The organism is Vibrio sp. V04_P4A5T148, assembly GCF_963875605.1.
Taxonomy (GTDB): domain Bacteria; phylum Pseudomonadota; class Gammaproteobacteria; order Enterobacterales; family Vibrionaceae; genus Vibrio; species Vibrio anguillarum.
In genome coordinates this window covers 1-22426 of sequence record NZ_CAWNMS010000063.1, presented here as the reverse complement: position 1 = coordinate 22426, position 22426 = coordinate 1, and the positions used below count along the sequence as shown (strand labels likewise).

Below are 22426 nucleotides of genomic sequence, written 5' to 3'. Positions count from 1 at the left end.
GTGTTGGCTTTATCCCGATGGTCAAAATAATACCCAAGTGCAAGACCACATTACCATTTCAGATTACTTAACCATTTTTGGTGCACGGGGTGAATTTAGTGAGCATCATATTCCGCCACAACTTGACCAAAAACTTTACGAACTCGGCGAGCGCTGGGCAAGTAATGCATTAGAACTTGGTCCTGGTTTAGCCACATTAAACTATTTAGCGACGACGTGCCGCAAAGAGCAGCGGCTAGATGTTGCACTTTCAGAAAAACAACAAGGCTATCGTGAACTTCATATTCTGTTGACCGATCTGGTCGAAGCACAAATCGCCACCTATCAAAATGGCATTTTAACCTTCGCCAACGAAGATGCGCGCCGATTTTCCAATGGAGAATGGTTAGAAACATTAGTGCACAGTACAATAAGACAGATCCAAGATGATATGCCAACCATTCAAGATCGCTCTTTGAATGTTCAAGTCTACCGTCAATTAGGTGAGCGAGAAGTCAGAAATGAACTCGATGTCGCTACAGTGGTGAATAACAAACTGCATATTATTGAATGTAAAACGAAAGGTATGCGTGATGACGGCGATGATACACTTTATAAGCTAGAATCATTACGTGATTTGCTTGGTGGCCTACAAGCTCGCGCTATGCTCGTGAGCTTTCGCCCACTCCGCCATAATGACATTACTCGTGCAGAAGATTTAGGGTTAGCCTTAATCGGCCCAGACGAACTGAAAGATTTAAAATTACATTTAGCCGCTTGGTTTAAAGAAGCGGGTGGTAACGAAGATATCTAACCTACAAAAAAAGCCCGTTTCATACGGGCTTTTTTTACAGTAAAACGAATTTTCTAATGATCATCTTCTGTAAAATTTGTCGGTAACGTTGTTTTCATTTGATTCCATATGTGAGCGCTGTCAATGCCGTAATGACGGATCACAATCGGTAACTGCTCACGATTGCCACTTTCACATACTGCTAATAATTCACGGTAAAACTGCAAGGCTAACTCGCGTGCTTCTGGATTAGAGAAATAATAGCTGCCAACTCGGTCATATAATTTCTTTAGCCCATTAAAAATCAAACCATAAATTTGATTTCCTGAGTGAAACGCTAAACGCTGAAATAACATGTAATCGTAAAAGTTAAAGGTTTTCGCAATCAATATTTGCTGACGTTTATATTCGTCTTTTTCACCATCATCTTTAATATGCTGTTGGATTTTCTGTGCATAAGGAGATAACTCCATAAAAGAATCCCAAGATTTAGCACTTAATAGTGCTTCACAGCTTTCGATAACATTAGTAATAGTGCGTTCGGCAGGCTCTTTGTTCACTTTAAATGCATAACGCATAAATATGGGGCTAATATTTGTCCGAGCCGCAAGTAAATCTTCCACAATACTGGTGGCATTTTCAGCATCGAGCGTCATTAATGTATCTAATATGTGTAAACCGGAAGTTTCCATAAATTGGTTTACTTTTGTTGGCTTACCATGCTGTATAGTCAACCAACCATCACGGGCTAAGCGTTGTAATACTTCTCGAAGCGTTGTACGTGTTACACCAATTAATTCTGAAAGTTCGCGCTCTGCAGGTAAGATAGAACCCGGTGCAAAGCGACCATTCCAAATGCTCTCAATTATGTATTTTTCAGCAAAACCTGCTGGGCTTTTTGCCTTAATGACCATTAAGTACTTATCCAGTTTTCTATTTATTTGGGTCGAATGGGACTCATCATACCACTAGTTGAACGTTATCGGAAACAAACCATCCGCGAAGTTATCACAAACAAAATAGAGCTTAAACTCTAATTTAATCATCTTGTTTATGAACAATACCGAGTCAATGAAATGGTAATTTCTAGCAGTTCTTCAAAAGGAAGAACTCATAAGAGTAGAAAAAATAAAGAGATGTAACTCACATTAATAAACTTAAAACAATCAATTTAAGCTTGCAAAATTCGCTCTTTTTAGTCATTTAGATGCCTATTACCTTAACTCCGCTTCAAAATACGGCTCGGCGTGAATTTTTCACAACTCTTATGCTATGCTTACCCAACTTTGATCGCGTTTTTGACCAAAATATCGGTAAGTGTTTTATCAATAACCTGATTATTATTGACTAAAAAAGCTTGCGGAGTAGAGTGACGGTCGAAGTAAGGATTGCTTGTCTCACTCAAGGAGTGTCTTGGTAAAACCATAATCCCTAAACGGTTTGTTGTTTCGCTAGAACATTGCCGATAGATACTGTTTTCGTGTTTAACACGTTCTATTTGGCCACTTCACATAATGAATTAAAGATAAGCTGACAGCGTCTATCATCTCAACAGTAAGAGAACTACCCATGCCGATGTCCCTCGGAAGCGCTTTTCTCAAGAACTTTCTTGGTAAAGCCCCTGACTGGTACAAAGTTGCCATTATTGCTTTTCTCATTATCAACCCGATTGTTTTCTTTTTGGTCGACCCATTTATTGCTGGTTGGCTACTTGTGGTTGAATTCATTTTTACCCTAGCGATGGCGCTTAAATGCTATCCCCTGCAACCTGGTGGCTTACTGGCTATCGAAGCTATCGCCATTGGGATGACCAGTGCAGAGCAAGTAAAACATGAGCTTGTGAATAACATCGAAGTTCTGCTGCTACTGGTGTTTATGGTGGCTGGTATCTATTTCATGAAACAGCTATTGCTGTTCATCTTCACCAAAATACTACTTGGTATTCGTTCAAAAGCGATGCTTTCGGTCGCCTTTTGCATTACAGCTGCTTTCCTGTCTGCATTTTTGGATGCTTTAACAGTTATTGCTGTGGTCATCAGTGTCGCCGTCGGGTTTTACTCGATTTATCACAAAGTGGCATCGGGACAAGGGACAAGCTCCGCTCATGACCATACTCAAGATGAGCATATCTCAGAACTAACACGTGATGACCTAGAAAACTATCGTGCGTTTTTGCGCTCACTACTGATGCATGCTGGCGTAGGTACCGCTTTAGGCGGGGTGATGACCATGGTTGGTGAACCACAAAACTTGATCATCGCCGATCAAGCCGGTTGGTTTTTTGGCGAGTTTATCATCCGTATGTCTCCGGTAACCGTACCTGTTTTTCTCTGTGGTATTTTGACCTGTGTGTTAGTTGAAAAGCTGAAGCTATTTGGTTACGGCGCAGAATTACCCGCTAACGTTCGTCAAATTCTGGTCGATTTTGACACGGCTGAGCGCAAAAATCGAACCAATCAAGACGTCGCAAAACTTTGGATCCAAGGCGCTATTGCTGTCTGGCTGATTGTTGGATTGGCACTGCACTTAGCGGCAGTGGGATTGATTGGTCTTTCCGTTATTATTTTGGCGACAGCATTTACTGGTGTGATAGAAGAACATTCGCTAGGCAAAGCATTTGAAGAAGCCCTACCCTTTACGGCGCTGCTGGCGGTATTCTTCTCCATCGTAGCCGTAATTATCGATCAACAACTCTTTAAACCAGTTATCGATGCTGTGTTGAATGTTGAAGATAAAGGGGCTCAGCTTGCTCTCTTCTATGTGGCTAACGGGCTTTTGTCGATGGTTTCGGATAACGTTTTCGTTGGCACTGTCTATATTAATGAAGTCAAAACAGCGCTACTAGAAGGTGTTATCACACGTGACCAATTCGATTTATTGGCTGTCGCGATTAACACAGGTACGAACTTACCGTCAGTAGCAACACCAAACGGTCAAGCCGCTTTCTTATTCTTATTAACATCAGCACTTGCACCATTGATCCGCCTTTCTTATGGCAAAATGGTCATCATGGCTCTGCCCTACACGATTGTATTGGCATTAGTTGGTCTGTTTGGCATTGTCTTCTTAGTTGAACCCATGACTGCACATTTTTATGACTTAGGGTGGATTACGCACCATTCAGCCAAAGCAGTTCAAGCCATCTCTGCCGGGCATTAAAATATTCGGTTGATAATGAAACTTATCTAAGTTAAAAAGCTCTGAACTATCAGGGCTTTTTATTCTTTACAGGTATTGAATGTGACTTTTTTTTCTACTCTGAAACTGTTCTCTCAATCGAGAAAATCTTGGTTTTTATTACTTCTTTTTGTGGTTTTTTTTGAGGCTTGTGCGCTTTTTTTTCAGCACATCATGATGCTCGCACCGTGTGTGATGTGCATTTATGAACGTGTGGCGATGCTAGGAATTGGCGGAGCAGCTCTGCTTGGCTTAATCGCACCCAATAATCCGATTGTTCGTTGGATTGGACTCGTTACTTGGGGAGCCAGTGCTTATAAAGGTTTGACTTTAGCTCTGCAACATGTGGATTACCAATTCAACCCTTCTCCTTTTGCCACTTGTGATTTATTTGTCACTTTTCCAAGCTGGGCACCACTCAATCAATGGGCACCTTGGATGTTCGAAGCTTACGGTGACTGTTCGAAAGTGGTATGGCAATTTTTAACGCTTTCCATGCCACAGTGGCTAGTGGTCATCTATGCTGCTAACTTGCTGGTGCTCGCTTTTGTTGTTTTAGCTCAGTTCGCGAAAACCCCCGTCAATAAGCTGCGGTAATAACCTGCTTGATCAAAAAAGGCATCTCGCTAAGAGATGCCTTTTGGCTGATTCACATCGCTTACTCTGACGCAAGCAGCGGATCAACATTAATATACTTACCAATTTGTTGCCGTTTTACCGTTGGCACATAGGGTATTTCACCAAGCTTAGGCGCTGGAATGCGCGATTCCAACATTGCAATAATTTCAGCGTAATGCTCAGTTCCTGGGTTCACTCGGTTGGCTACCCAGCCAACAATCTTCAATCCGTCGGCAATAATACTTTCCGCTGTTAAAATTGCATGGCTTAAGCAACCTAGTTTAATTCCTACCACTAAGACCACTGGTAGTTGTTCTTGTTTAACCCAAGTAGACAAGCAGTCCGTATCGGAGATCGGAACGCGCCAACCACCAGCACCTTCGATCAACACAATGTCAGCATTCGCTTTATGCTTAGCTAATTTGCTACTGAGCACGCCATAATCAATCTCGACATGTTCATGTTTTGCGGCGATATGTGGTGATGTAGGGAGCGCTAAAGAATATGGATTCACATCACCATAGGGCATCTCTTTGGTTGCCGCTTTCATCAGATGTAATGCATCTGAGTTGCGTAAGCCAAATTCCGTTTTTTCGCTACCAGCGGCAACGGGTTTGTAGCCAATAGTCACCAAATCCTTGGCGGCTAATGCTTGTAGAATCGCTTTTGAAGCGACCGTTTTTCCAACGTCGGTGTCCGTACCCGCAATAAAAAATGCATCAATCATCGATGTATAACCCCTAAACAAACCTGATAAGTTGCAGGTAGAAGACCTTGATGGTTTTGAAATGCTTGGTATGCCTGCTCAATTTGCAGTAGAGCCTTGCGGCTTGTTAACCCTTGTGAGCGCCCACTTACGTGATTTGCACCAATTCCTTTAAGATCTCTCATCAAGGAAAAAGCTTTGTCATACCAAACTGTGATCGAAGGCAAGTCTAGTTGATGGTGGTAACCGTGAGATTGCGCTAACGCAATTTTTACCTGATTGAGTGTGATGAAATCATTGACGTGTTGATGTGTATCAATTTTTGTCCACGCTTGTTTCAGTTCAAACAGCGAACCGTCCAATAATGTCGAAAAATAAGCCATCCCTTGTGGTTTCAATACGCGGTGAATTTGTCGCAGTGGTAGAACAAGGTCATCACACCACTGCAGCGCTAAACTAGAAAAAACGTAATCAAAAGAGGCGTTGGCGAAAGGAAGCGCCTCAGCATCTGCTTGATAGTAGGTGACGCCAACATCACCACAACGTATTTTAGCTTGTACTAGCATCTCACTGGAGAGGTCAGCACATACCACATACGCCCCTCTACGCCGCAGTTGCTCTGAAAAATAGCCCGTACCACAACCAAGATCGAGCACTCTTTTCCCTACTAGACTGCGCGGCATTTTGCCCAATAAACGGTGTCCTACGTCACGTTGAAAAGCGGCATGTACATCATAATGCTTTGCCGCGCGGCTAAAAGAGTGGGCAATGGCGGCTTTGTCATGCAGCGTATTTATCTCTATGGCATGAGTTTGTGACATATTCAGCTCTCCTCTAGCGCACGTTGCAGTTGTGTGGTTAGTTGCTCTATGTCAGCAATAGTGTGATTGGCGGTTAGAGTGATACGCAATCGGGCACGGCCTTGAGCCACCGTTGGTGGGCGAATCGCGGTCAACCAACACCCGCTATGTCGCAATTGATCGGCGATATTCAATGCTGTTTGCGCCTCACCAACAAGGTAGGGTTTGATTGGCGTTAGCGTTTCAACATAGCCATCGAAACATTGCATGGATTCAGCGTAATAAGCTTGCAGCTCAGTCAGTTTTTCTCTGCGCCACGGCTGCTGAGTGACCATTGAAATAGCATGAGTTACTGCATAAGCTTGCGCTGGCGGCATGGCTGTAGAATAGACGTGGTGACGAGCAAACTGCGTAAGAAAGTCACCCACCTCTTGATTGCATAAGATAGCTGCACCCGATAACCCCAAGGCTTTGCCAAAGGTCACCACTAAGAGCTGTGGTTTTATTCCTGCCGCACTGCAACTGCCGGCCCCACCCTCGCCCAACACACCGATGCCGTGTGCATCATCGACTGCCAACCACGCTTCACCTTGCAGTGCATCCGTGATTTCGCACAGCGGTGCACAATCACCATCCATGCTAAAGACCCCTTCAGTCACCACTAATGTATGACTATCGCTGTTAAGCTGTTGCTTAAGATGAGTGACATCGTTGTGCCGAAAACGCTTCATACTGGCTGCGCAAAGCATTCCTGCTTCCATCAAAGAGGCGTGGTTAAGTTTATCTTGCAGTAGCAAATCGTCTTTATTGAGCAGGCTAAACAGCAGTGCCTGATTAGCACTAAACCCCGAGCCAAACAAAATGGCTCGCTCATAACCTAGCCACTCACACAAGTTAGATTCAAGGTTGCGATGGGCTGAGCTAAAGCCTGTGACCAAAGGAGACGCGCCACTACCGCAACCATACATACTCAGCCCTTGCTGCCAAGCGGCAATCAATTCTGAGTCGTGCGCAAGGCCAAGGTAATCGTTACTGGAAAAGTTAAGATACTGGCGGCCATCTTTGCACAATCGAACCTGGTTACCCCCCTCAAGCTCGATAAGAGAGCGAGAAAGCCCAAGATCGTGACGAGCACTGAGCGCCGCTGAAATACGTGAATTAAACGCTGGCATCGTAGAAAAGATCATCTTTAGTAGGACGAGCTGCCACCCGTTTTACGACACGTTCAAGCAGCTCACTTTCTGCAACTTCATCCGGTTTTTGGCTCACTTGTTGGCTATTGATACCCAGTTTTTTAAATAACTGCATATCGCTATCTTCATCAGGATTAGGAGTCGTTAGCAACTTGCAACCGTAGAAAATGGAGTTTGCACCTGCCATAAAGCACAGCGCTTGCATCTGCTCATTCATATTTTCACGTCCAGCCGATAAACGCACCGCCGATTGTGGCATCATGATCCGAGCAACGGCAATCAGACGAATAAAATCAAACGCTTCGACATCTTCGGCTTGCTCTAACGGTGTGCCTTTCACTTTGACCAGCATATTAATCGGTACACTTTCAGGATGGGTTGGTAAGTTCGCTAATTCCACCAACAGGCCAGCGCGGTCATTAGCGCTCTCTCCCATACCGATAATTCCCCCAGAGCAGATCTTCATTCCTGCATCGCGCACGTGCGATAAGGTATCAAGGCGATCTTGATAGGTTCGGGTGGTGATAATGTTGCCATAGTATTCAGGTGAGGTATCTAGGTTGTGGTTGTAGTAATCAAGCCCTGCACTGGCCAACTCACTTGCTTGATCAGGCGTTAGCATGCCCAACGTCATACACGTTTCCAAGCCCATCTCTTTCACGCCACTAATCATCTCTTTCAAGAGAGGCATATCACGCGCTTTCGGGTTTTTCCACGCCGCTCCCATGCAAAAGCGGGTCGAGCCAGAGCGCTTCGCTTTTTGCGCCGCGTCTAACACCCGCTCGACTTCCATCAACCGTTCTTTATCAACATCAGTCCGGTAATGCGCACTCTGCGGGCAATATTTACAATCTTCAGGACACGCCCCCGTCTTAATAGAAAGTAACGTGCTGACCTGAACATAATTTTTGGGATGGTATTGACGATGTACTTGCTGCGCTTCAAACAGTAGATCCATAAACGGCTTTTCGACCAGTGCGTTCACCTCAGCAACGGTCCAGTTATGACGAACTTCCACATCTCTTCCTTATTCAGTTTTATTATTTTGTTGCTTGGCTAGTCTACTGACAAGCGATAAACTGTCAACAAACAAAGAAAACATAAGTTTACGTTTGATTGATTTTTAAACAAACCCAGCAATATGGACTGATCATGGATTTACTCTTCGACCGCCAACATATCTGGCATCCCTACACTTCAACGCTGACGCCATTGACTTGTTATCCCGTCACTCACGCTCAAGGTGTCCATCTTTATTTGGAAGATGGGCGACGCTTGATTGATGGAATGTCCTCTTGGTGGGCAACTATTCATGGTTATAACCATCCACACCTTAATTACGCTGCGCATCAGCAAATTGATAAAATGTCACACGTGATGTTTGGCGGTATCACACATCAACCCGCCATTACGCTTTGTAAAAAATTACTGGCATTAGCGCCAAGCAATCTTGAGCACGTATTTTTAGCCGATTCTGGCTCCGTCGCCGTGGAGGTCAGTTTAAAAATGGCGCTGCAATACTGGCATGCAAAAGGTCAACCACGAGCGAAATTTCTCACCTTACGTCATGGCTATCACGGCGATACGTTTGCCGCAATGTCAGTCACTGACCCAGATAACTCGATGCATTCGCTCTACAAAGGTTTTTTGCCGCAGCATATTTTTGCCGATTCGCCAACTTGCGGTTTTTGGGATGAGTGGGATGAACGCGATCTCGATGATTTTCGAGAGAAAATAATGCACGCTCATCAAGAGCTTGCGGCGGTAATTTTAGAACCAATTGTGCAGGGTGCTGGCGGTATGCGTATCTATCATCCTCAGTTTTTAAAAGGCGTGCGTGCACTTTGCGATCAATATGGTTTGCTACTGATTGCCGATGAGATTGCAACTGGGTTTGGCCGTACTGGAAAGCTCTTCGCCTGTGAGCACGCTAATATCGCGCCTGATATTTTATGTGTCGGCAAGGCCTTAACGGGTGGCTATATGACGCTTTCGGCCACACTGGCGACCAAGCAAGTCGCCGATACGGTTTGTGCTGGCGAAGCGGGCTGCTTTATGCATGGGCCAACCTTTATGGCTAATCCATTGGCGTGCGCCGTCGCCTGCGCTAGCTTAGAGCTCATCGAACAGGGCGATTGGCAACAGCAAACCCAGCGTATTGAAGCGCAATTTGCTCATTTACTGCCCATGCTTAACCGTTTTGAGATGGTAAAAGAGACGCGCTGGCTGGGCGCTATCGGCGTGATTGAAACGCATCGCCCTGTCAATATGGAAGTCATTCAAGCGCTATTTGTTGAGCAAGGGGTCTGGATCCGTCCTTTTGGCTGTTTAATCTATGTGATGCCACCGTTTATTAGCCAAGTAGATGACATTGAAAAACTGATCAACGCTGTAGCGGTGGCATTGCAAAATTCGCAATGCTTTCAAATCGATGGGGCTTAAATAGAACCGACATAGAATATTGATGCATAAAAAAACCGACTCGCAAGTCGGTTTTTTTACTGTGTTTAACGCATCATGATTAACCGATGTGCGTTGCGCCACCCATGTATGGTTGCAGTACGCTAGGAACGGCAATACGGCCATCGGCTTGTTGGTTGTTTTCCAAAATGGCTACCATAGTACGACCCACAGCAAGGCCTGAACCGTTCAGCGTGTGTACAAGCTCAGGTTTATTGCCGCCTTTGCGACGGAAACGGGCTTGCATACGACGCGCTTGGAAATCCCACATGTTTGAGCAAGAGGAGATCTCACGGTATGTGCCTTGCGCAGGAACCCACACTTCTAGATCGTAAGTTTTGCGAGAGCCAAAGCCCATGTCACCTGCACACAACACCACTTTACGGTACGGCAGTTCAAGCAATTTCAGCACTTTTTCCGCATGACCCGTTAACTCTTCCAGCGCCGCCATTGAATCTTCTGGGCGCGTGATCTGAACCAATTCGACTTTATCAAATTGGTGCATACGGATAAGACCACGTGTATCGCGACCATACGATCCCGCCTCAGAACGGAAACAAGGTGTATGAGCCGTCATTTTCAATGGCAGATCGGCTTCGTCAGAAATGGTGTCACGCACCAAGTTCGTTACCGGTACTTCAGCCGTTGGGATAAGAGACAATTTACGTGGCTCTTCATCATTCACTTTTTCAGTTAGTGGCTCAGTATGGAATAGGTCTTGACCAAATTTAGGTAGCTGACCAGTACCAAACAGGCTGTCAGCGTTGACAAGATAAGGGACATACATTTCTGTATAACCATGTTCTTGTGTGTGCAAGTCCAGCATGAACTGAGCAATCGCACGGTGCAGACGAGCAAATTGGCCTTTCATCACGATAAAGCGAGCGCCAGTAATTTTAGTCGCACTAGCAAAATCTAAACCACCGGCCATTTCGCCAAGATCAACGTGATCTCTGAGCTCAAAATCGTAAGTTTTAGGTTCGCCCCAACGAGAAACTTCTACGTTGTCATTTTCATCTTTACCGTCAGGAACCGATTCATCTGGTACGTTGGGTACAGACATAGTAATCGCATCCAATTGTGCTTGGATGTCATTCAACTGCGCTTTTTTCGCGTCTAAGTCACTGCCTAGAGAGCCGATTTGTAGCTTGACTGCTTCTGCGCCCGCTTTGTCGCCGGCGGCCATTTTTTGGCCAATTTCTTTGGAGATGGAGTTGCGCGAGGATTGTAAATTTTCAACTTCTACTTGAATGGACTTACGTTGTTCTTCAAGTTGACGAATTGTCTCAACGTCGAGTTTGAAACCGCGACGCGCTAATTTTGCAGCTGTTTCATCCAGCTCAGTGCGAAGTAATTTAGAATCCAGCATTGCTAATCCTATGCTTTTAGTTATGAAAAACGCGCCTGCATCCCTTTCTAATAAGAGCGACGCGTAGAGAAAATTGAACCCGACAAAGATAACGAAAAGAGACTATTTTTCATAGCGCTTTTGTGGGCTTTTTGCATCTAAACTGGCCAAGTAATCTAACTTTTCACCAATTTTGGTTTCTAACCCTCGATTTGTTGGCTGGTAGTAGCGTGTATCGCTCATTTCAGGCGGCAAATAACTTTCGCCAGCCGCGTAAGCTCCCGGTTCATCGTGGGCATAGCGATATTGTGCTCCATAACCAAGATCTTTCATCAAACTGGTTGGTGCATTACGCAAATGAGGCGGCACCTCATACTCTGGCAAATTATGCGCATCAGCTAAGGCTTGCTTCCACGCGCTATACACGGCATTACTTTTAGGCGCGCACGCTAAATAGACAATCGCTTGTGCAATAGCACGTTCACCTTCCGCAGGACCAACGCGGGTAAAACAGTCCCAAGCAGCGAGCGCCACCTGCATGCCTCTTGGGTCGGCGTTGCCAACATCTTCCGAAGCTATCGCCAATAAACGACGAGCGATATAAAGTGGATCGCAGCCTGCTGCGATCATTCTGGCCGACCAATACAGCGCCGCATCGGGGTTGGAACCTCGAATCGATTTATGCACCGCAGAGATAAGGTCGTACCAAATATCGCCTTTATTATCAAAGCGCGACACTTTTTCGCCTGCCACTTCGGCCAACAGTTTGAGCGTAATGAGCTTTTCACCTTGCGCATTCTCTTCGGCCATGTCGTACAGCAGCTCAAGATAATTGAGTGACATGCGCGCATCACCATTGACCAATTCAGCCAAACGTTCGAGCACGTTATCCATAAACTGCGCTGCAACTTTACCTAAACCGCGATCGGCATCGTTGATTGCTTGATTGAGCGCCAGCAAAATTTCATCGCTAGCCAGCGAGGTTAATTTGTACACCCGAGCACGAGATAGTAAAGCGTTGTTGAGCTCAAAAGAGGGATTCTCTGTCGTGGCACCAATGAAAGTCACAGTGCCATCTTCAATGTGTGGCAAAAAGGCATCTTGTTGAGATTTATTAAAACGATGCACTTCATCTACAAACAAAATAGTACGTCGACCCGCCATTTTATTTTCGCGTGCTTTTTCAATGGCAGCACGGATCTCTTTAACGCCAGAAGTTACCGCAGAAACACGTTCAACCTCTGCATTGGCGTAATTCGCCGCCACTTCAGCCAAGGTCGTTTTACCCGTACCGGGCGGCCCCCACAAGATCATCGAATGAATATGACCAGCCTCTAATGCACGCCGCAAGGGTTTACCCACACCTAAAATGTGCTGCTGGCCAATATACTGCTCAACCGTCTGAGGGCGCATTCTCGCGGCCAACGGACGGAAATCTTCATCACCCGAAAAATCTAAGCTGTAGTTACCCACACTGTAGTTACTCACGCCTTAGTCCCTATTTCAATTACGTTGATCATCAACCTCGACACCTTGCGGGATCTGGAACGTGAAACGCGCTTTAGCGGCCGGTGTTAGTTGTACATCGCTAAACGTAAACAGACTCTTCTGTCCATCTTGTTCAATCACGTTAAAACCTTTCACGATCCCTTTCTCATCAATCGCTATCTGAAACTGCCCTTGGTTTGAATCTACCGCGGTTGGCGTTAGGGTGAAATCATCACCGTTTTGTGCAACCTTGTAGTGATCCCAATCACTGGCGCGATTACGAGTCAGCAACACAAAAGGAGTTTGTTCCGTCGCTTGTTCTTGATTATAAATACTCACTTGTTCGATAAATGGGCTGTAATACCACAAGGTTTTACCATCAGACACCAGTAAGTTTTCATCAGGAGCGGTCGTTTGCCAACGGAAAAGGCTTGGCCGAACAATATCAACTTTCCCCTGACCTTCCATCACAATATCACCTTCAGGGCTGATCACTTGCTGGGCAAAGGTAGCGCTAAAACCAGCGTTCAGCGCGAGGCGTTGGCTCAACTCGTCTTTTGGCGCAGCCAAAACAGCGACAGAAAAACTACACAGCAACAGGGCTAACACTCTTTTCATGATTACCACACTCCATGGATAACAATTTTTTGTCTATAACGTTTTCTATAACGTTTATTGATAAGGCCCTCTTCTCTTAAGAAGCATTCGCTTATCAGAACAACTTATTTATCAGAATAACTCGTTTATAAGGGCTTATTTGCTTGGGTTTGTCAGCGTTTTGTTGAGATTAAACCTCAGGCGGCGTACTTTACTGGCCACAGCACTGTTTGAATTTTTTGCCACTAGCGCACGGACAAGGATCATTGCGTCCAATCCCTTTAAATAGGTTAACCCGCTGCGTTTTCATGCCGAGCATTAATTCATCAGCCATTAACGCCACTTCAGTGATCATGACATCCAACTGCTCAGCAAAATCACTCAAACTGGGTGGTGTTGCAAAACCCGCTTCGCTCATCTGCTGCTGTGTTTGTGTTTCATCGATGGCTAACATGAAGGTGGTCAACAAAGCTTGCAGCATGCGCAGGCTGCCATCACCAATTTGAGTCTCTAACCATTGCGGTTCAACGACTGGCCAGACGCTCATAAACCCTTCAGCAAAATCAGCCCACTGAGTCGCATTATCTAGCAAGGCTAACGCCGAATATTCGCTACGTTTGAGCAAGTTATATTGCAGATTAATTTGCGCCATCACCGCTGGTTCAAGTGCTTTGACTTGCTCCCCCACTAAAGGTTCTAGCCAGGTTGTGGGTTCTAACGGCTTAGTGGCGAAATTGGATGCCAAAATAGCCCCTTCAAAAAAATGAGCGGATTGAGGAGCTGATTGAGGAAGAGAGAGCAATGAGTAGGTCATGAAAATCTGTACAGTTAAAATGGTTGACCAGGGATTATATACCAACTCTTACGTTTAGTGACTTTTGATTCGGTAACCACTACAATCTCGCCTCGAATTTTTAAGGCGAAATGATGATGCGTGTAATTTTGGGCCCGATGGAGGGTGTGCTAGACCACTTGATGCGTGAACTGCTCACCCAGATGAATGATTACGATCTGTGCGTGACTGAATTTGTGCGTGTCGTTGACCAATTATTGCCTGACCACGTTTTTTATCGCCTTTGTCCTGAACTGAAAACAGGCTCAAAAACACAAGCAGGTGTTCCCGTGCACGTTCAACTGCTCGGCCAAGAGCCACATTGGATGGCAGAAAATGCCGCACGAGTTGCTGAATTAGGCGCGCACGGCATTGACTTGAATTTTGGTTGCCCAGCGAAAACGGTCAACAAACACAAAGGCGGTGCGGCGCTGTTACAACATCCGGAATTGATTTATCAAGTGGTAAAATCATGCCGAGATGCGGTACCGAAAGCGATCCCTGTTTCGGCTAAAATCCGCTTAGGTTGGGAAGACCCTAACGACTGCTTTGAAATTGTCGATGCGATTGAACAAGCTGGAGCAAACGAGCTCACAGTTCATGCCCGAACAAAAGCGGGCGGTTATCGCGCCAGTGAAATTAAGTGGGATTACATTAATCAGATACGCCAGAAGACGTCTCTGCCTCTGATCGCTAATGGCGAAATTTGGAACTATGACGATGGTCAAGCCTGTATTAAAGCGACGGGCGTAGAGTCATTGATGGTTTGTCGAGGCGCATTCAACGTTCCCAATTTAGGCAATGTGGTCAAACATAACCATAAAGTGATGCCTTGGCATGAAGTGGTTGATCTGCTCCTGCGCTATTCGCAATTTGAAATTAGAGGCGATAAAGGCTTTTACTATCCCAACCGAGTCAAGCAATGGTTTACCTACTTGCGTCAAGAATATCCTCAAGCTAACGAGCTATTTCGCGAAATCAGGACATTCACCAAATCGGAACCTATCGTGGAGCACATTCAGCGTTACCGTGATCGGTTACAAAACACGTTGTGATGCGTTTTCTTCAGGCTTTCTCAACCTCACGCCGAGAAAGCCTGTTGATGCTTAGTCAACCACTGTGTTAACTAACCCTCTGTGATAACGAAGTAAAACCATTAACTGAGTAGAAGGCTATCATCTGCCAGCTCTTCGCCTCGAACTTTCGAAAACATTTCCAGTAGATCAGGCACTTTCATATTGGCACGCTGCTCACCAGACACATCAAGAACAATTTCACCTTGGTGAAGCATCACAGTGCGATCACCACACGCTAAGGCATCTTTCATCGAGTGCGTTACCATCATCACCGTCAAGTTAAATTCTTTGACGATTGTTTTGGTCAAATCAATGATAAAGGCCGCCATTCTAGGGTCCAGAGCCGCAGTGTGCTCATCAAGCAGTAACAATTTACTGTCAGATAAAGTTGCCATCACTAAGCTAACCGCTTGACGCTGCCCACCAGACAGTAGGCCGATGTTATCGCCTAAACGATCTTCTAATCCCAAACCAAGGATAGCGATTCGCTCTTGAAACAACTTGCGACGTGATGAAGAAAGTGACAGCCCCCACCCTCGGCGCTTGCCGCGCATGTAGGCTAAAGCCATATTCTCTTCAATGGTTAAATCGCCACATGTACCGGCAAGTGGGTCTTGGAACACGCGAGCGCATAAACGTGCACGCTGATCCACGCTCTGGCGCGTGACATCGACTTCATCGATGAGTACTTTGCCTGCCATCATGGGCGTTTCGCCCGTTACAGCGCCTAATAATGTCGATTTCCCTGCACCATTTGAGCCAATCACAGTTAAAAATTGATGTTCAGGTACTTCGAGGTGAACACCTCTTAACGCTCTATTTTCTAAAATTGTGCCAGGGTTAAACGTGACTTGAATATCTTCTAAACGAATCATAATGTTTCTCCTGACGCTTTATCCTGCTTAGCAACAACCGACTTCTGAGCAGGAGAATTACCCTTTTTTGCTTTGAAGTGCCTTTTCATTTTTGGCGCAATCAGTGCAATGGCCACCAGCACAGCAGTAACTAAGTTGAGATCAGACGCCTGCAAACCGAACATGCCCGAGCTCAAAGCAAAGGCGACCGCTAAACGGTACAGCACTGAACCGACGATGACCGCCAGCACTGCAACCCAGATCCGGCGCCCAGGGATCAACGTCTGCCCCAAGATCACAGCGGCAAGGCCAACGACAATCGTCCCTACGCCCGAAGTTACATCAGCAAAACTGTTGGTTTGCGCAAACAGTGCCCCAGCAAAACCGACAAAACCATTCGATAACGCAAGAGCAAAATAGGTATAAAACGAGGTGCTTCCGCCTTGTGCTCTCACCATGCGGGCATTAACGCCCGTAGCACGCAGTCCAAGTCCAAAGTCACTGTTTAATAATCGCACCACAAACCAGGCCGACATCAAGACCAATACACCCACAACCAGCGGGCGAATGTAAACCGAGTCACCCATGGCTTCAAAGGGCGTAAGAATGGTCTCCTCCCCAAGCAGAGCAATATTGGGGCGTCCCATAATACGAATATTGATGGAGAAGGCGGCAATCATGGTGAGAATCGACGCCAATAGATGCAAAATACCGCAGCGAACTGCAAGAAATGCAGTCACCCAACCGGTAAAGGCACCCGCAAGTATTGCCATTCCTGTAGCTACCCAAGGGTTAATACCTGCCACAATCGCTGTTGCGGCCACCGCAGCGCCCATCGGGAAGCTGCCGTCAACGCTTAAATCGGGGAAATCAAGGACACGGAAAGTGAGGTAAACACCCAATGCCACTAATCCGTACAGCAGCCCTATCTCTAGAGCACCAAAAAAAGCAAAAGCAGACATAACAACTCCTTTCTCTGCTTAAACAGAGCTAAAGCCTTCGCTCTAGCTCTGAATGGTCTTTATTTTACGCTCGTAGCACGATCAAGTACTGACTGAGGAATCGTTACGCCCAGTTTTTCCGCTGCGGTTTTGTTGATCATTAAATCAGACCCTTTGGCCACTTTAACATCCAGTTTACCCGGTGCTTGGCCTTCCAAGATAGCGACAACATAGTCCGCGGTTTGTACGCCAATTTGGTAATAATCAAAGCCAAGGCTAGCAATCGCTCCGCGTTCAACATAAGAGGTTGCTGCGCCAAATACTGGGGTCTTAGCTTGGTTTGCCGAAACAATCATCCCTTCAATCGCACTGGCGACGGTATTATCAATCAAGGCATAGATAATGTCTGATTTTGAGGCAATCGCCTGTGTCGCAGTTTGTACGTCTGCGCTCTTTAAGGCTGTCGCTTCAATAAGTTTAATGCCATGTTTTTGAGTGCTCGATTTAAGCAGTTCCATCAAGCTCACTGCATTAGCCTCACCGGGGTTATACACTACACCGATAGATTTCACGTTTGGCATGATCTCTTTGATCAGCTCAACGTGCTGTTCAACTGGCGATAGATCAGAAAGCCCGGTCACGTTTTTACCCGGTTGCTCAAGTTTTTTCACCAATTTAGCACCGACAGGATCGGTCACCGCCGTGAACACGACAGGAATAGTTTTGGTTGCAGAGACGAGCGCTTGCGCCGTGGGGGTTGCGATGCCGACTAACACATCAGGATTTTCCCCGACAAATTGGCGCGCAATTTGAACAGCAATGGCTGGGTTGCCTTGCGCGGTTTTAAAATCAAAATCTAGATTTTTGCCTTGTTCATAACCTTTTGCTTTTAAACCATCAAGTAAACCTTGTCTGGTTGCGTCTAAAGCTGGGTGCTCAACAATTTGCGATACGGCGACTTTCGCTGTTTTGGCCATGATGCTTGTGGAAGAGAGTAATACTGCTCCTGCAAAAACGGCGGTAACAATGGCTTTGCCTGCTTTCATCTTAACTCCTTGATTTAAGCATTATACCCTTCCTACTTAAAGCGGTAGCAGTGCTAGCAAATGCGCTCATCCCGTTAAACACAGTTAACCTGTGCCACATTAGGATTCATCCCATTGCAGATTGCTTACAACTTCATATTGTTTGGGTATACATGTTGGATGTTGTGTTTTTAATATTTTTATGTACGCGCACTGAGCGTCGCTGACAACATTATTACCAGTAACTCAGGCTAAAGGGAAGTGAGGTTTAACAGTAAAGTAACAAAAAGAGAGATAAGAATAAGGCGAAAGTTGAATAACAAAGAGGAGTTCACTGCGGAAGTCCTCTTTGCCTTTTATTCACATGCTACCTGGGTGGCTAGAACCAGCGTTCTAACGCGGCGTCATCTAACTGACGGAATGCTCGGTTGAGGATAGCAGCCAGCTCTTTGTATCTCGGCTTCGCTTTGATTGGCTCTAAAGCAAAACCAGTATCGACAATCTTCTGGTACAGCTCTCGGTACCACCCAGCAAGCGAAGGTGGAAGTTGGGTATTGGCGCGGTTTCCCAGCCACCACATACCTTGTAGCGGTAAGCTTATGGCAAAAAGTGCCACTACCACTGCTTGGGGCATCGCCTGTGTATTTTCAAAAACCATCTGTGTCAGTACACTGATTGCGGCGATAGCTGGCATAGCCTTCACGCCAAAACGCGTGGCTTTAATGAGCCGTTGCTCAGGAAAAATGAGGCCTAGCTCTTTGCGCACAGGCCAAACATCCATATATTTCTGACCATCTTTCAGGCTGTGAACGATTCCAACTTTGTTATTCATAGCGCGCCCTCACTCTCGATGCTGCCCATTCAACTAAAAAATAGTTTAATGATTCAACTAATCTAGTAAAAAATTGATAGAAGTTAATATTATTTCAATTTTTTTTTGTTATATTGGCCCATTATCGCTATTCTTTGCGAGCCCTCAATCTCATTGTTGCCGTTATTTACAATTTAGGCAACTCCGAGATGAAATCTGCAAGGAATGCATCGACGACTTTACGTTAAAAGCCCCGTCTCATTATACGGAAATTCAAGTTTTATTGACCAAGATTAGTAGCGCTCCACAACGGTTCTACTATTCTTGTGAATGATTTTTATCCTAACCGATTATTACAGGTAGTCACACATGTCTAAGCTAGTTTTAGTTTTAAACTGCGGTAGTTCTTCTCTTAAATTTGCTGTTGTCGATGCAGAAACAGGTGCTGAGCACCTATCAGGTCTTGCTGAATGTCTTCACCTTCCTGAAGCACGTATCAAGTGGAAACTTGACGGTAAACACGAAGCGCAACTAGGCGAAGGTGCAGCGCACGAAGAAGCACTCGCGTTTATGGTTGAAACTATTCTTGCTTCTAAGCCAGAGCTTAAAGCTAACCTTGGCGCTATCGGTCACCGTATCGTACACGGTGGTGAGCAGTTCACTCAATCTGCACTTATTTCTGATGATGTACTGAAAGGTATCCAAGACGCTGCAACCTTTGCACCGCTTCATAACCCAGCACACATCATCGGTATCGAAGCCGCTAAGAAAAACTTCCCTGAGCTTCAAAACGTAGCTGTGTTTGATACTGCGTTCCATCAAACTATGCCTGAAGAGTCTTTCCTATACGCTCTTCCGTACAATCTATACAAAGAGCATGGTATCCGTCGTTATGGCATGCATGGTACTTCACACTTATTCATCACTCGTGAAGTTGCAGGCCTACTCAACAAGCCAGTTGAAGAAGTTAACATCATCAACTGTCACCTAGGCAATGGTGCTTCTGTTTGTGCGATCAAAAACGGTCAATCAGTTGATACTTCAATGGGTCTAACGCCGCTTGAAGGTTTGGTGATGGGCACACGTTGTGGTGACATCGACCCTGCAATCATCTTCCACCTGCACGATGCACTGGGTTACTCTGTTGATCAAATCAACACTATGCTAACCAAAGAGTCTGGCCTACAAGGCTTAACTCAAGTGACTTCGGATTGCCGTTTTGTTGAAGATAACTACGGTGAGAAAGAAGAAGCGACTCGTGCAATGGACGTGTTCTGCCACCGCCTAGCAAAATACGTGGCTGGCTACACAGCAAGCCTTGACGGTCGCCTAGACGCTATCGTCTTCACTGGTGGTATCGGTGAGAACTCAGGCCCTATCCGTGAAATGGTACTAAACCGTTTGGCTATCTTCGGTATCGAAGTCGACAGCGCAGCAAACCTAAAAGCACGTTTTGGCGGCGAAGGTGTGATCACAACGGCAAACAGCCGTATTCCAGCTATGGTTATCTCGACCAATGAAGAGCTAGTGATTGCTGAAGATACTGCTCGTCTGGCAGGCCTTTAATTGACTTTCTGGCTAACTCTCTGAGTTAGCCAGTTTTTTACCGGGGCTCAACCCTTAGTTTCTAGCGATTTAGGTCAGCAGGCTTATTTCCAAAGAAGGTCATGTTGGGCTTTGTTCCTTTTTCAATCTAGTTTCGGTTAGATTGATTTCAATAGTTTGAGGTACTCTACTCATGTCCCGTACTATTATGCTTATCCCTATCAGCGCTGGTGTTGGTCTTACCAGCGTGAGCATGGGTGTCCTTCGCGCCATGGAGCGTAAAGGTGTTAGCGTTTCTTTTTATAAGCCTATTGCACAACCTCGCTCGGGTGGCGATCAACCTGATCTCACTTCAACGATTATCGGTCGCAACAGCGACATCAGCATTGCAGAACCGATGATGATGTCAGCGGCAGAAACGTTGATCGGTAGCGAAAAGATGGATGTGTTGCTTGAAACCGTCGTTGAGCGTTACAACCACATCAATAAAGATTCTGAAGTAACACTGATTGAAGGCCTTGTGCCAACACGCAAACACCCATTCGCGAACCAAGTGAACGCAGAAATTGCCAAAACACTGGGCGCAGAAATTGTGTTTGTCGCGACTCCGGGAACGGACAACCCAACTCAGTTGAAAGAGCGTATTGAAGTTGCGTGCTCAAACTTTGGTGGAACAAAAAATAAAAACATTTCAGGTGTTATTATCAACAAGCTTAATGCCCCTGTTGATGAAGCAGGCCGTACTCGCCCTGACTTATCAGAAATTTTTGATGATGCAGATAGCGCGAAACAAGCCAATTTAGAAGTGATGCAGATCTTCAACACTAGCCCAATTCGTGTGTTAGGTTGCGTGCCTTGGAGTATCGATCTTATCGCGACTCGTGCTATTGATATGGCCAAACACCTGAAAGCTGAAATCATTAATGAAGGTGAAATTAAGTCTCGTCGTATTAAGAGCATCACTTTCTGTGCGCGTTCTTTGCCACACATGATTGAGCACTTTAAGCCAGGGTCACTCTTAGTAACATCGGCCGATCGTCCTGATGTGATTGTTGCCGCCTCTCTGGCCGCAATGAATGGCGTTGAAATTGGTGCGGTGCTGCTGACTGGCGGTTACGACATGCCACAAGAGATTGTGAACCTATGTAAACCAGCCTTTGAAAGCGGCTTGCCTATTTTTAAAGCGCAAGGTAACACTTGGCAAACGTCACTCAACCTACAAAGCTTTAGCCTAGAAGTTCCAGCTGACGATAAAGAACGTATCGAGTTCATCAGCGATCATGTTGCTAGCCACATCGATGGCCCTTGGATTAATTCGCTCACTGAGGGCACGCAAGGTATTCGTCGCCTTAGCCCGCCAGCATTCCGTTACCAGTTAACTGAGTATGCTCGTCGTGCAGGTAAACGTATTGTGCTTCCTGAAGGGGATGAACCACGCACAGTAAAAGCGGCATCTATTTGTGCTGAGCGCGGTATTGCGACTTGTGTTCTACTTGGTAACCCTGATGAAATCCGCCGCGTTGCTGCGCAGCAAGGTGTTGAGTTAGGTGCTGGCGTTGAAATTATCGATGCTGACTCAGTGCGCGAAAACTACGTTGCTCGCTTGGTTGAGCTGCGTGGTTCAAAAGGCATGACAGAAGTTGTGGCTCGTGAAAAACTGCAAGATTCAGTATTCCTTGGCACAATGATGCTTGAAGCGGATGAAGTTGACGGTTTGGTTTCTGGTGCGGTTCATACCACAGCCAACACCATTGTTCCTCCATTCCAAATCATTAAGACCGCGCCAAATGCCTCGATTGTATCCTCTATCTTCTTCATGCTATTGCCTGATCAAGTCTTGGTATACGGCGACTGCGCCATCAACCCAGATCCAAATGCTGAACAGCTTGCTGAAATTGCGATTCAATCGGCCGATTCTGCGGCGGCATTCGGCATTGACCCGCGCGTGGCGATGATTTCCTACTCGACGGGTGAATCAGGTAAAGGTGCTGATGTAGATAAAGTGCGTGAAGCGACACGCATTGCTCAAGAGAAACGTCCAGATCTTATTATCGACGGTCCTCTGCAATACGATGCTGCAATCATGGAAAACGTGGCGGCTTCTAAAGCACCAAACTCTCCAGTCGCTGGTAAAGCAACGGTATTTGTCTTCCCTGACCTAAACACAGGTAATACAACTTACA

The 22426-nt window shown here is 45.8% G+C and carries 20 protein-coding genes; 7 read left to right on the top strand and 13 right to left on the bottom strand.

Going from position 1 to position 22426, the window contains the following annotated elements; all coding sequences use genetic code 11:
* Nucleotides 1-793, top strand: a 793-nt coding sequence (locus AACT18_RS13480) for a Card1-like endonuclease domain-containing protein (protein WP_094146634.1), incomplete at its 5' end; no start/stop codon positions are given.
* A gap of 53 nt (nucleotides 794-846) precedes the next feature.
* On the opposite strand, the gene fadR is transcribed toward AACT18_RS13480, so the two are convergent.
* The gene (gene fadR, locus AACT18_RS13475) at nucleotides 847-1686 is read right to left on the bottom strand and encodes a fatty acid metabolism transcriptional regulator FadR (protein ID WP_010319711.1); all 840 of its coding nucleotides are present in this window, start codon (nucleotides 1684-1686) and stop codon (nucleotides 847-849) included.
* A gap of 655 nt (nucleotides 1687-2341) precedes the next feature.
* Here fadR and nhaB point away from each other — a divergent pair.
* Both nhaB and dsbB read left to right on the top strand, forming a co-directional pair.
* Entirely contained in the window at nucleotides 2342-3931 is a 1590-nt protein-coding gene (gene nhaB / locus AACT18_RS13470) for a Na(+)/H(+) antiporter NhaB (protein WP_013856514.1), read from the top strand.
* Between the two features lie 75 nt (nucleotides 3932-4006).
* Entirely contained in the window at nucleotides 4007-4546 is a 540-nt protein-coding gene (gene dsbB, locus AACT18_RS13465; protein ID WP_013856513.1) for a disulfide bond formation protein DsbB, read from the top strand.
* Between the two features lie 61 nt (nucleotides 4547-4607).
* On the opposite strand, the gene bioD is transcribed toward dsbB, so the two are convergent.
* The 4 genes from bioD to bioB are packed head-to-tail and all read right to left on the bottom strand — an operon-like array spanning nucleotide 4608 to nucleotide 8284.
* Nucleotides 4608-5294: a dethiobiotin synthase gene (gene bioD, locus AACT18_RS13460; RefSeq protein WP_038148451.1), complete on the bottom strand. Its 687-nt coding sequence runs from the start codon at nucleotides 5292-5294 to the stop codon at nucleotides 4608-4610.
* On the bottom strand, nucleotides 5291-6094 hold the full coding sequence (gene bioC / locus AACT18_RS13455) for a malonyl-ACP O-methyltransferase BioC (protein WP_094124693.1): 804 nt from the start codon (nucleotides 6092-6094) through the stop codon (nucleotides 5291-5293). Before bioC ends, bioD begins: the two co-directional genes overlap by 4 nt.
* 2 nt (nucleotides 6095-6096) lie before the next feature.
* Nucleotides 6097-7260: an 8-amino-7-oxononanoate synthase gene (bioF, locus tag AACT18_RS13450; protein WP_094124692.1), complete on the bottom strand. Its 1164-nt coding sequence runs from the start codon at nucleotides 7258-7260 to the stop codon at nucleotides 6097-6099.
* A complete protein-coding gene (gene bioB / locus AACT18_RS13445) occupies nucleotides 7232-8284 on the bottom strand; it encodes a biotin synthase BioB (protein WP_013856509.1) in 1053 nt (350 codons plus the stop codon). The genes bioF and bioB overlap by 29 nt, the downstream gene beginning before the upstream one ends.
* 134 nt (nucleotides 8285-8418) lie before the next feature.
* Between bioB and bioA the strand changes: the two genes are divergently transcribed.
* Nucleotides 8419-9708, top strand: a complete 1290-nt coding sequence (bioA, locus tag AACT18_RS13440; RefSeq protein WP_094123342.1) for an adenosylmethionine--8-amino-7-oxononanoate transaminase — start codon at nucleotides 8419-8421, stop codon at nucleotides 9706-9708.
* A gap of 79 nt (nucleotides 9709-9787) precedes the next feature.
* Here bioA and serS read toward each other — a convergent pair whose 3' ends face one another.
* The 4 genes from serS to AACT18_RS13420 all read right to left on the bottom strand — a co-directional run bounded on the left by serS (nucleotide 9788) and on the right by AACT18_RS13420 (nucleotide 13973).
* On the bottom strand, nucleotides 9788-11095 hold the full coding sequence (gene serS / locus AACT18_RS13435; RefSeq protein ID WP_013856507.1) for a serine--tRNA ligase: 1308 nt from the start codon (nucleotides 11093-11095) through the stop codon (nucleotides 9788-9790).
* A 102-nt stretch (nucleotides 11096-11197) separates the two neighbouring features.
* Nucleotides 11198-12547: a replication-associated recombination protein A gene (locus AACT18_RS13430; RefSeq protein WP_026028684.1), complete on the bottom strand. Its 1350-nt coding sequence runs from the start codon at nucleotides 12545-12547 to the stop codon at nucleotides 11198-11200.
* Nucleotides 12548-12577: 30 nt separating this feature from the next.
* Nucleotides 12578-13180 (bottom strand): outer membrane lipoprotein chaperone LolA, encoded by a 603-nt coding sequence (lolA, locus tag AACT18_RS13425; RefSeq protein ID WP_047687948.1) that lies wholly within the window; start codon nucleotides 13178-13180, stop codon nucleotides 12578-12580.
* Between the two features lie 190 nt (nucleotides 13181-13370).
* The gene (locus AACT18_RS13420) at nucleotides 13371-13973 is read right to left on the bottom strand and encodes a YecA family protein (protein ID WP_094124691.1); all 603 of its coding nucleotides are present in this window, start codon (nucleotides 13971-13973) and stop codon (nucleotides 13371-13373) included.
* A 116-nt stretch (nucleotides 13974-14089) separates the two neighbouring features.
* On the opposite strand from AACT18_RS13420, the gene dusC reads away from it, so the two are divergent.
* Nucleotides 14090-15046, top strand: a complete 957-nt coding sequence (gene dusC, locus AACT18_RS13415; protein WP_088718024.1) for a tRNA dihydrouridine(16) synthase DusC — start codon at nucleotides 14090-14092, stop codon at nucleotides 15044-15046.
* Between the two features lie 101 nt (nucleotides 15047-15147).
* On the opposite strand, the gene AACT18_RS13410 is transcribed toward dusC, so the two are convergent.
* The 4 genes from AACT18_RS13410 to yfbV form a co-directional block, all read right to left on the bottom strand.
* Nucleotides 15148-15942 carry an ABC transporter ATP-binding protein gene (locus tag AACT18_RS13410; protein ID WP_010319725.1) on the bottom strand — a complete coding sequence of 265 codons (795 nt, stop codon included), beginning with the start codon at nucleotides 15940-15942 and terminating at the stop codon, nucleotides 15148-15150.
* Nucleotides 15939-16883, bottom strand: a complete 945-nt coding sequence (locus tag AACT18_RS13405; protein ID WP_094124690.1) for an ABC transporter permease — start codon at nucleotides 16881-16883, stop codon at nucleotides 15939-15941. Before AACT18_RS13405 ends, AACT18_RS13410 begins: the two co-directional genes overlap by 4 nt.
* A 59-nt stretch (nucleotides 16884-16942) precedes the next feature.
* A complete protein-coding gene (locus AACT18_RS13400) occupies nucleotides 16943-17908 on the bottom strand; it encodes an ABC transporter substrate-binding protein (protein ID WP_013856501.1) in 966 nt (321 codons plus the stop codon).
* Between the two features lie 358 nt (nucleotides 17909-18266).
* A complete protein-coding gene (yfbV, locus tag AACT18_RS13395) occupies nucleotides 18267-18719 on the bottom strand; it encodes a terminus macrodomain insulation protein YfbV (RefSeq protein WP_094124689.1) in 453 nt (150 codons plus the stop codon).
* A gap of 348 nt (nucleotides 18720-19067) precedes the next feature.
* Between yfbV and AACT18_RS13390 the strand changes: the two genes are divergently transcribed.
* Both AACT18_RS13390 and pta read left to right on the top strand, forming a co-directional pair.
* Nucleotides 19068-20264, top strand: a complete 1197-nt coding sequence (locus AACT18_RS13390; protein WP_013856499.1) for an acetate kinase — start codon at nucleotides 19068-19070, stop codon at nucleotides 20262-20264.
* Between the two features lie 172 nt (nucleotides 20265-20436).
* The coding region (gene pta / locus AACT18_RS13385) for a phosphate acetyltransferase (RefSeq protein ID WP_094146635.1) at nucleotides 20437-22426 on the top strand (1990 nt) is incomplete at its 3' end.

What these genes read in the sequence shown, in the direction of transcription:
- serS (WP_013856507.1), bottom strand. Translation starts at nt 11,095, where the DNA reads ATGCTGGATTCTAAATTACTTCGCACTGAGCTGGATGAAACAGCTGCA.
- bioA (WP_094123342.1), top strand. Translation starts at nt 8,419, where the DNA reads ATGGATTTACTCTTCGACCGCCAACATATCTGGCATCCCTACACTTCA.
- dusC (WP_088718024.1), top strand. Translation starts at nt 14,090, where the DNA reads ATGCGTGTAATTTTGGGCCCGATGGAGGGTGTGCTAGACCACTTGATG.
- AACT18_RS13410 (WP_010319725.1), bottom strand. Translation starts at nt 15,942, where the DNA reads ATGATTCGTTTAGAAGATATTCAAGTCACGTTTAACCCTGGCACAATT.
- lolA (WP_047687948.1), bottom strand. Translation starts at nt 13,180, where the DNA reads ATGAAAAGAGTGTTAGCCCTGTTGCTGTGTAGTTTTTCTGTCGCTGTT.
- AACT18_RS13400 (WP_013856501.1), bottom strand. Translation starts at nt 17,908, where the DNA reads ATGAAAGCAGGCAAAGCCATTGTTACCGCCGTTTTTGCAGGAGCAGTA.
- bioC (WP_094124693.1), bottom strand. Translation starts at nt 6,094, where the DNA reads ATGTCACAAACTCATGCCATAGAGATAAATACGCTGCATGACAAAGCC.
- nhaB (WP_013856514.1), top strand. Translation starts at nt 2,342, where the DNA reads ATGCCGATGTCCCTCGGAAGCGCTTTTCTCAAGAACTTTCTTGGTAAA.
- yfbV (WP_094124689.1), bottom strand. Translation starts at nt 18,719, where the DNA reads ATGAATAACAAAGTTGGAATCGTTCACAGCCTGAAAGATGGTCAGAAA.
- fadR (WP_010319711.1), bottom strand. Translation starts at nt 1,686, where the DNA reads ATGGTCATTAAGGCAAAAAGCCCAGCAGGTTTTGCTGAAAAATACATA.
- AACT18_RS13390 (WP_013856499.1), top strand. Translation starts at nt 19,068, where the DNA reads ATGTCTAAGCTAGTTTTAGTTTTAAACTGCGGTAGTTCTTCTCTTAAA.
- AACT18_RS13420 (WP_094124691.1), bottom strand. Translation starts at nt 13,973, where the DNA reads ATGACCTACTCATTGCTCTCTCTTCCTCAATCAGCTCCTCAATCCGCT.
- bioD (WP_038148451.1), bottom strand. Translation starts at nt 5,294, where the DNA reads ATGATTGATGCATTTTTTATTGCGGGTACGGACACCGACGTTGGAAAA.
- bioF (WP_094124692.1), bottom strand. Translation starts at nt 7,260, where the DNA reads ATGATCTTTTCTACGATGCCAGCGTTTAATTCACGTATTTCAGCGGCG.
- AACT18_RS13405 (WP_094124690.1), bottom strand. Translation starts at nt 16,883, where the DNA reads ATGTCTGCTTTTGCTTTTTTTGGTGCTCTAGAGATAGGGCTGCTGTAC.